This window comes from Polaromonas sp., from assembly GCF_041689105.1.
Lineage (GTDB): Bacteria > Pseudomonadota > Gammaproteobacteria > Burkholderiales > Burkholderiaceae_C > Polaromonas.
In genome coordinates, this window is the sequence record NZ_JBDNGU010000171.1 from 1 (window position 1) to 2,774 (window position 2,774).

Consider the following 2,774-nt stretch of genomic DNA (forward strand, 5'->3'; position numbering starts at 1 on the left):
ATCAGCGACACCTGCTACTGTTGGGCTAAAAAGCCCATGCGCCCGATGGTGCAGGCCATGCTCACGCACCAGTACACCGACGCCTATGGTGCAGTCAGCCCAATCGACGGCAGATTTGACTCGCTGGTGCTACCGCACGTCAATGGCAGTTGCATGCAATTGTTCATCAATGAAATCGCCAGTCGCTACCCACAGGAGAACATCGTCATGGTGGTGGACGGGGCAGGCTGGCATAAAGCGAGTTTCGAGATCCCGGACAACCTGAGGCTGCATTTCTTACCCCCGTACTCGCCCGAGCTCAATCCACAGGAACATATCTGGGACGAATTGCGGGAGAAGTGGTTTCACAACATCGTGTTTGACAGCCTGGATGCTCTTGAGGAGCAGCTTGTGAAAGGCTTGAAGGCCTTGGAGATCAACCCGGCTGTCGTGAAATCAATCGCAGGGTGGGAGTGGATAATTATCTGTGTTTCTAATGCGAATTAGAATAAGCCCATATCCTCAAGCTTTTCTGAGCTTCAGCCCTTGTCTGGCGGGCGCGACCAGCTATCAATTCAGGAGTAAACTGGCCCCATGCTCCGACTTGCCCGCGCGCCCAATATTGCCATCGCGGCCTTGTGGGCCGATGCGCTGCAGCAGGCCGGGTTTTCGGCCAGTGTGCAGCGCTATTTTCTGGGCAGTGTGGCGGGAGAGCTGCCGCCCGACCAGTGCCAGCCCGAAGTCTGGCTAGCCCACGACCATGAAAAACCACGGGCCGAGGCCTTGCTGCGCATCCTGCAATATCCGCCGCAGCGTCTTTGGCTCTGCGCCTGCGGCGAGACGGTAGAAGGCGGCTTCGAGCAATGCTGGCACTGCGGCGCCAGCATGCCGGCATCTGCTTAAACCCTTTTTGCCAGCTCGGCCGCCTTGCCGGTGTAGCTGGCCGGCGTCATCGCCAGCAGGCGTGTTTTTTCCGCCTCCGGTATCTCCAGCGAACGGATCAGGCCGTGCAGCGCTTCGGCCGTCACGGTTTTGCCACGCGTGACTTCCTTGAGCTTTTCGTAAGCGCCCTGAACGCCGTAGCGCCGCATGACGGTCTGGATCGGCTCGGCCAGCACTTCCCAGGAGCTGTCCAGGTCATCGGCCAGGGCCTCGTGGTTGAGTTCGAGCTTGCCCAGCCCCACACTCATCGAGCTGTAGGCCAACACGGCGTAGCCAAAGGCCACACCCATGTTGCGCAGCACCGTGCTGTCGGTCAGATCGCGCTGCCAGCGGCTGATCGGCAGTTTCTCGCTCAGGTGGCGCAGCAGGGCGTTGGCCAGTCCGAGGTTGCCCTCGGCGTTTTCGAAATCAATCGGGTTGACCTTGTGCGGCATGGTGCTCGAGCCGATTTCGCCGGCTTTCAGGCGTTGCCTGAAATAACCGAGGCTGACATACCCCCAGACGTCGCGCGAAAAGTCAATCAGGATGGTGTTGGTGCGGGCCACCGCGTCGAACAGCTCGGCCATGTAGTCGTGTGGCTCGATCTGGATGCTGTAAGGCTGAAAGGTCAGGCCCAGGCCCAGCGGCTCGGGCGACTCGATCACGCGCCGGCTCAGCGCCTCCCAGTCGAAGTCCGGCCAGGCCGACAGATGGGCATTGAAGTTGCCGACCGCGCCATTCATCTTGGCCATCAGCTGCACGCCGGCGATGCGCTCGCGCGCCACGCCCAGCCGCGCCACCACGTTGGCGATTTCCTTGCCGACCGTGGTCGGGCTGGCGGTCTGGCCGTGGGTGCGGGCCAGCATCGGTTCGTCGGCGTAGCGATGCGCCATCTCGCGCAGCTGGCTGATGACCTTGTCCAGGGCGGGCAACAGCACCTGTTCCCGACTGCTTTTGAGCTGCAGCGCATGGCTGGTGTTGTTGATGTCTTCGCTGGTGCAGGCGAAGTGCACAAACTCGCTGGCGTTTTGCAATTCAGGCCGGGCTTCAAATTTGGACTTGATCCAGTATTCAACCGCCTTCACATCGTGGTTGGTGGTTTTCTCGATGTCCTTGATGGCGGCGGCATCACTTTCAGAGAAATGTTTGACCAGTCCGAGCAGGTAAGTGCGTGCGCCGGGCGTGAGCGTTTTGAACTCGGCAAAACCCGCATCTGACAGCGCAATAAACCAGGCGATTTCGACCTGGACGCGCCGGTGCATGTAACCGAGCTCCGACATCAACGGCCGCAAGGGCGCCAGTTTGGCGGCGTAACGTCCGTCAAGCGGGGACAAGGCGGTGATGGTGAAGCTGGTGGACGGGTTCATGCCGCAATTGTAGGCGGCTCGTCTGTGCGTCAAAGCGACGGTTTTTCCGGTTTCCGGCGCGCCGCGCTCTCCCTGTGGGCTTACTCGATAGAATGCAGACGACGCCGGATTCGGCCCAAGAAAAACCACATCTATGAAACTCATCGGATCCAACGGCAGCCCCTATGTGCGCAAAGTGCGCATCGTGATGGCCGAAAAAAAGCTTGACTACCAGTTCGTCCTGGAAGATGTCTGGGCGGCCGGCACCAACATGGGCGAGTCCAACCCGCTGGGCAAGGTGCCCTGCCTCGTGATGGAGGGCTCCAACGGTTCCGAGGAGGCCGTGTTTGACTCCCGCGTGATCGTCGAGTACCTCGATACGCTGTCGCCAGTGGGCAAGCTGATCCCGGTGCAGGGCCGCGAACGGGCCGAAGTCAAAACCTGGGAAGCCCTGGCCGACGGCCTGCTCGATGCCGCCATCCTGGCCCGCCTCGAAGCCACCTGGGGCGGGCGCAACGACAAGCAGCG

At 60.8% G+C, this 2,774-nt stretch carries 4 protein-coding genes; 3 read left to right on the forward strand and 1 reads right to left on the reverse strand.

Going from position 1 to position 2,774, the window contains the following annotated elements; genetic code table 11:
* Both ACESMT_RS17635 and ACESMT_RS17640 read left to right on the forward strand, forming a co-directional pair.
* The coding region (locus ACESMT_RS17635) for an IS630 family transposase (protein ID WP_372827904.1) at nt 1–486 on the forward strand (486 nt) is incomplete at its 5' end.
* An 87-nt stretch (nt 487–573) separates the two neighbouring features.
* On the forward strand, nt 574–882 hold the full coding sequence (locus ACESMT_RS17640) for a DUF2007 domain-containing protein (RefSeq protein ID WP_372827905.1): 309 nt from the start codon (nt 574–576) through the stop codon (nt 880–882).
* On the opposite strand, the gene purB is transcribed toward ACESMT_RS17640, so the two are convergent.
* The gene (purB, locus tag ACESMT_RS17645; RefSeq protein WP_372827906.1) at nt 879–2,267 is read right to left on the reverse strand and encodes an adenylosuccinate lyase; all 1,389 of its coding nucleotides are present in this window, start codon (nt 2,265–2,267) and stop codon (nt 879–881) included. The genes ACESMT_RS17640 and purB overlap by 4 nt on opposite strands.
* Nucleotides 2,268–2,400: 133 nt before the next feature.
* Here purB and ACESMT_RS17650 point away from each other — a divergent pair.
* Nucleotides 2,401–2,774 (forward strand): glutathione S-transferase family protein (locus ACESMT_RS17650; protein ID WP_372827907.1); only part of this gene is annotated, 374 nt, incomplete at its 3' end.

Bases quoted from the DNA above. Each gene is read 5' to 3' on its own strand.
- ACESMT_RS17640 (WP_372827905.1), top strand. From the start codon at position 574: ATGCTCCGACTTGCCCGCGCGCCCAATATTGCCATCGCGGCCTTGTGG.
- purB (WP_372827906.1), bottom strand. From the start codon at position 2,267: ATGAACCCGTCCACCAGCTTCACCATCACCGCCTTGTCCCCGCTTGAC.